Here is a 5966-nt window from a genome sequence, read left to right on the forward strand (position 1 = left end):
TTACTACATCCAGTAGCCAATTTCTATTATAAAGATCCAATGTGAAAATATTGTGAATTCCAATACGTTTGTAACGATTGTTCCTATTTGATCTAAAATGCCTTATTTTCGTTAGATTAGATAAGGTTAGTCTTGACTTTTGACTGATATTAAAATAGAACCCTCAACAAAGAGGATTCTACTTACTCAATATATGTTTTAATGCTTCTTCCATTTTTTGAAAGTCAATTGGTTTCGTTATATAATCATTCATCTTTACATCAAATGCTTTTTTCTTATCTTCCTCAAACGCATTGGCAGACATAGCTATAATTGGAATATTGGCCTTTTCAGGTTGCAAAAGACGTCGAATACAATGTGTCGCCTTATAGCCATCCATGTTTGGCATTTGAATATCCATTAAAATCAAATCGTATGTATTGGCAGGTTGATGTTGGATTTCATTCACACAAAGAATTCCGTCTTCTACAACTTTAACTTCAAAACCCATTTCACTAAGAATTGTGGTTGTGATTTCAGCATTTAATTCATTATCTTCGGCTAGTAAAATTCTTTTACCCACAAAATTATTATCAAACTCATTTGAAGATTCGATATTACGGTTTGTATAATCTTTATTCGCAATCTTATGTGGAATGGTAATCGTAAAAGTACTGCCCTTACCAAGTTCACTTTCTACTTCAATACTACCATTCATTAAGTCTACAAAGTTTTTGACAATGGCCATACCAAGTCCTGTACCTGGAATTTTAGATAGAGTTGTATTTCTTTCACGTGTAAATAATTCAAATAAAGATGGCAAGAATTCTTCACTCATTCCAATACCTGTATCTGTAACTTTAGTTTGAATCAATACATAGCCTTCTTTATCATAAGGAAGTTCTTTTGTATCGATTGTTACCTTACCACCAGCAGATGTATATTTTATCGCATTACTGATTAGGTTAGATAGAATTTCCTGCATCTTTGTAGAATCGACAATAATATGTTTGTGTTCGACATTCACAATTATGTTTAATTCAATATTCTTTCTTGAAGCCTCTGCTGCAAATGCACTACAAACAAGTTGACTAATATTTCCAATAACTTCATAATTTTCATCCAATTCCATCTTACCACTTTCAACACGAGCCATATCCAGCAAATTATTAATAATTGAAAGTAATAATTTGCTGGATTGTTCAATCATTTCTTGATAATGAACCAGCTTTGGATTTGTCAATTCTTTCTTCATTAATTGTGAATATCCCACAATCGCATTCATCGGTGTACGAATATCATGTGACATATTAAATAAGAATATGGATTTAGCCTCATTGGCCTTTTCAGCCTTGATCTTTTCTTGGCGTAAAGCCTCCTCTTGTTCTAACTCACGCTTCTTTTCTTCCGTAAAATCACGATTTGCGAGCAATACACTCACAACACGACCGTTCTCATCATATTTTTGGGGTACAATCATCGAAAGAATCCAGGTTCCATCTGTCCTTTCACAAGTATGGAATAAGGAATTCTTTCCTTCAAGACGTTTTGCGATGGTCTTACTATCATAAAATTCAACACTACTCTGCCTAAATGGTTTGGCAATCAAACGATTTACTTGCTCTAATAATATATTATGATCCATCTGAGTATAGCGTCCATTTAAGCCAGGAATATTATTTCCTTTAATTAATTCCACATCACCTGTCTCTAGATTAATCAAACAAATATAGGAATACCCAGCCGATAATGCCTCAACTTCATGTCGAGCTTGTTGCACCTGTTTACCTAAAGTAATTGGAAACTCTTCATCTTCCAATTGTTCTTTATCCGGAATCGAATGATGAATATGAAGCACCTTCCATTTTCCATCCCTAACTCCATAAATAATAGTAAAACGAGAATCCAAATGTATAATTGTAACTTCTTTATCATAAAGACCATAAATTTTAACAGATCCATACACAAAGACACATTGATCATCCACAATATTTTCTTCAATTTCTAAATCTTTAAATTCAAAATGAATATTCTTTCTTTTCTCCACATCAAATTTGAAAGAATTTAAAAAGTGCTCAATATTTTTAAAGAATTCTTGTTTTCCAGTTCCAATAACACTTGCATTTGAAGCCAAAAAATCCTGAATCTCAACTTTACTCAACGTATCCGATCCTAGATATGTTTCTAACAATTGTCTAGTAAGTAACTTAAAATCCTGCATAACCCAACCCCACAAACAAAAGGCATCATCTCAAATCAGACAATGCCACATTATATTTAATAACTGATTTGGAAAGATATATCATTACTTATATGATACCACAAATCTAGCCTAAATTATTAATACTATCATCAATATCATCAAGTTTATTACAAACTTCTTCTATTTTATCATCATAAGTAGTATCACCCTGAATTTCTGTTACTACATTATAAATATCTGAAATCACATTATTATTTTGCGTATTATAACTAATTTCTTTTAGTTCCTCTAACACATCATTTCTTGCACAATCTTCACTATAATATTCTATAAGCTCATCAATTTTTTCATTCATATCTCTTAACTCTGATAAAATTTCTGATAATAAACCTACTACTTCATCCATGATTCGTCACTCCTCATATATTTCTTTCATCTTCTTAATACATCTTTTAATGGCTCATCCAAATAAGCATAAGCTGCTTCTTCAATATCACCAACAATCGCTCCTAACATAGTATCATCTCATTTTTATTTATAGATTTTTTTAAAATATGTAGTATCATACATACAGAAACTAACTTGTGATGGATAAAGCTGGGCTGGTTGTGCCAGTAAGATGTAGATCGAGATGCCTTTGCTTGTGGGGTTAGTTTTTTTCTTTTTATACTAACTTCATTTCTTCAATTGCATGTAACAAATCATCTTTTTTAAATGTAATCAAATCCTTATCGGATATTTCATTTAAACTCGCCAAACGATTCGAATGCGCCTTTTTACTCTTATCAAACAAGTTACGCATTTCTCGACCATTCGCAAAATTATCTGGTTTATGAGTACACAAGTCGTTTAAATATGACTTTAATGTATCTTGTGCTTCTAAATCCATCCTAAAATCATTTTGTTCGCACAACAATCCGAAAATTAAAAACAATTCTTGTTCCGAATAATCATCAAAATGAATATACTCATTGAATCTAGATTTTAAACCTGGATTAGATTGTAAGAATGATTCCATTGGCTCATCATAACCAGCTACAATCACAATAAACTCATCACGATGATCTTCCATCGCTTTTAATAAAGTATCAATGGCTTCTTGGCCAAAATCATTCTCACCCTTAGCCAAAGTATAGGCTTCATCTATAAAGAGAATACCACCCATAGCTTCATCAATCTTTTCCTTCGTTTTTAACGCCGTTTGTCCAACATATCCCGCAACAATCTCACTACGATCCACTTCAACCAATTGACCCTTTTCTAAGATTCCCAATTGTTTATAAATTTTAGATAATAATCTAGCTATCGTTGTCTTTCCAGTACCAGGATTTCCCTTAAATACTAGGTGTTTAGAAGTATTAGAAACTTTCAAGCCTTTGCTCTTACGAAGTGCATCTATTTTCAACTCATTAATGATTGAATGTACCTGTTGTTTTACTCCATCCAATCCAATCATGGAATCCAATTGTTTTTGAAGATCTTCTAAAGATTCTTCAGACTCCACCTCAATTTCATCCTGAACCACTTCTTCTTTGACTTTATCAACAGCTAAAGGTTTCTCTTCTTGTTTAATATCCAATAGTTTAATGTATTGAATAAAATGATCCTTGACAATATCTTTTTTATCATTCTTATTAAACAAATAATAACGACCCAGTTCATACACAAATTGTGCATACAAAGCTTTTACAATAGGCATTAGATTTAATGTTTCAAAATCAGAAAACCAAGAATGAACAGAAACGCTATCATTCAATTTTGCTTTAGAACCAAGAAACACTTTATTAAAGTAATCCATACGAAGATCTGCATGTTCTAAAGATATGATTTCTATAAACCCAGCAATATTATTTAAAACCACTTGTTTAACATTTAAATGACCACCATCTTTATCAATCAATTCCTGCTCTTTTGAACATGCTAATAATAATTTAGCTAATGATTGTTTTACATCTATATCCATAATTACAACCTTCTCTATGCATATTGAATCTGATTATGCAACGAATCATATAATTTCGATGCATCCTCACCCTCAATACCATTAAACATCTCAGAAATTTCTTTTTCCAATTCATTGTGAATTTCTTCATTCGTCTTTTCATGAAATACATTCAATAAGGATGTATCTTGAAGTGTTAAAATAATTTCTTGATTATCAATCACTTCTTGTTTTTGATCTTGAACTTGTTCTAAGAACTCATTATAATACGTATCCATTTCATCCATATTTAAACCTAAATCAAAAATGCCATGATCTTGTAACAATTCAACAAACCAAGATTGAGTTAGAGTATCATACAAACTCATCCACTTATTATGAGAAGTATGCCATACTTCATCACCACTCAAAATGTCTTTATAGTTAAAATAATATTGTTCATCAAAGAAACGCAATGAAGCTGTATACATTGAAAGCATCATAAATACAGTAAGAATCATATTGTCCTTATTATCAATCAAATCGGATTTTAAAGAATCAATCATCATGTCCAAGACAACATATAATGAATCCACTAACTTTCGCATTTGTTCTTCACTATAAGGCTTTTGTTTCTTACGACAATCCAACATGTCCTGATAATCACTAATCACCTTATTGTATTCTGCCTTTACATGAAGCTGCATACCCTTATTTAAACTTTGTTGAACCTTTTCGATTGCACCAACAATCTCTTCTTCAATCGAATTTAACTTCTCATATAGAATCGCAAAAGTAGCCCAAGTCGAAACTAAATTCACACCATCCAAAATTAGTGCAATATTTTGAATCTTAGATAAATTCTTTACCATCTTCAAATTCTGATTTAATAACTTAGAATTCTTTTGAACCGCCTTTAAAACTTCTTTTGCAGCTACCTGTTGTTCAGCTTCTTTAAAAATATTATCTAAAGCAACCTTATAGAACTTCTTAAAACGCTTATTCTTTTGACGAACTACAATTTCCATAAAATTCTTATCATTCAAGAATTTACGCAATTCCTCTATTGTTCGTATTACTTCAATTTCATCCATACCTATTCTCCATCCATTAATTTGTATAAAAGCAATGTCAAAATCAATAAAATACAAGAATCCATACTATATGAATTATGGAAATCAAAACGAGGCTTACGCTTATTAATTCCAATTGCTGGAACGGTTTCTCTGCGAATAAAAGTAAGAATCGTATCCATATCCAAACATTCTTTAGATAAATCAAAATCAGAGATCAACTTCGAATGATTTTTAGTAACCGCCATATATAAACACATCATAATGCGCGTATAATCTATCAAATCCTGAAAGTTCACTTCTTTAGATTTACTAATAGAAACCGCCTTTTCATAATACTTCTGTGCACGCGTCTTCTGTTTCGATGTTTCAATCTGTGATTCTAAAATCTCATTCAAACATTTAAAATAACTTTTGATCAACTTATTAAAATCACACTTATTCATTAGTTCAACCATCCTGAAATGATCATATAGCTTCTCTGCCATAACTTCTTTGGTTACATGATTCAAAAACTGAAATTTTATATAAGCATTTAAATCCATCAAAACACAATTGCTAGTCACATCACTATAGTCTAGCCATGTTGATTCAACAAACTCTTTTGGTTTCATATCCTAGTTCTCCTTTTGATTTTTTTCTATTAAGACACATTTAATAAATTAGGATATAAAACTAAAATCAACACTCATACAACGTCTTGTATAAATTTATTTCTGGACATATATCTTTATTCCGAATACCGCTTAATATATTGTTGATTTTCATGAATTCATCTTGAAACATTTTG

At 31.1% G+C, this 5966-nt stretch carries 5 protein-coding genes; all 5 read right to left on the reverse strand.

Features of this window, described 5'->3' with window-relative positions:
- Positions 1-178: 178 nt before the first annotated feature.
- A complete protein-coding gene (locus EUBIFOR_RS06235; protein WP_003865127.1) occupies positions 179-2200 on the reverse strand; it encodes an ATP-binding protein in 2022 nt (673 codons plus the stop codon).
- 106 nt (positions 2201-2306) lie between these two features.
- Positions 2307-2588, reverse strand: coding sequence for a hypothetical protein (locus EUBIFOR_RS06240; protein WP_003865128.1), 282 nt, complete (start codon positions 2586-2588; stop codon positions 2307-2309).
- A gap of 258 nt (positions 2589-2846) precedes the next feature.
- Complete coding sequence (locus EUBIFOR_RS06245) at positions 2847-4145, reverse strand: AAA family ATPase (protein WP_003865129.1); 1299 nt, start codon at positions 4143-4145, stop codon at positions 2847-2849.
- Between the two features lie 14 nt (positions 4146-4159).
- Positions 4160-5197, reverse strand: a complete 1038-nt coding sequence (locus tag EUBIFOR_RS06250) for a hypothetical protein (RefSeq protein WP_050755949.1) — start codon at positions 5195-5197, stop codon at positions 4160-4162.
- A gap of 2 nt (positions 5198-5199) precedes the next feature.
- The gene (locus tag EUBIFOR_RS06255; RefSeq protein WP_003865131.1) at positions 5200-5790 is read right to left on the reverse strand and encodes a hypothetical protein; all 591 of its coding nucleotides are present in this window, start codon (positions 5788-5790) and stop codon (positions 5200-5202) included.
- Positions 5791-5966 lie beyond the last annotated feature (176 nt).

Source organism: Holdemanella biformis DSM 3989 (genome assembly GCF_000156655.1).
Classification (GTDB): domain Bacteria; phylum Bacillota_I; class Bacilli_A; order Erysipelotrichales; family Erysipelotrichaceae; genus Holdemanella; species Holdemanella biformis.

Bases quoted from the DNA above. Each gene is read 5' to 3' on its own strand.
- EUBIFOR_RS06235 (WP_003865127.1), bottom strand. From the start codon at position 2,200: ATGCAGGATTTTAAGTTACTTACTAGACAATTGTTAGAAACATATCTA.
- EUBIFOR_RS06240 (WP_003865128.1), bottom strand. From the start codon at position 2,588: ATGGATGAAGTAGTAGGTTTATTATCAGAAATTTTATCAGAGTTAAGA.
- EUBIFOR_RS06245 (WP_003865129.1), bottom strand. From the start codon at position 4,145: ATGGATATAGATGTAAAACAATCATTAGCTAAATTATTATTAGCATGT.
- EUBIFOR_RS06250 (WP_050755949.1), bottom strand. From the start codon at position 5,197: ATGGATGAAATTGAAGTAATACGAACAATAGAGGAATTGCGTAAATTC.
- EUBIFOR_RS06255 (WP_003865131.1), bottom strand. From the start codon at position 5,790: ATGAAACCAAAAGAGTTTGTTGAATCAACATGGCTAGACTATAGTGAT.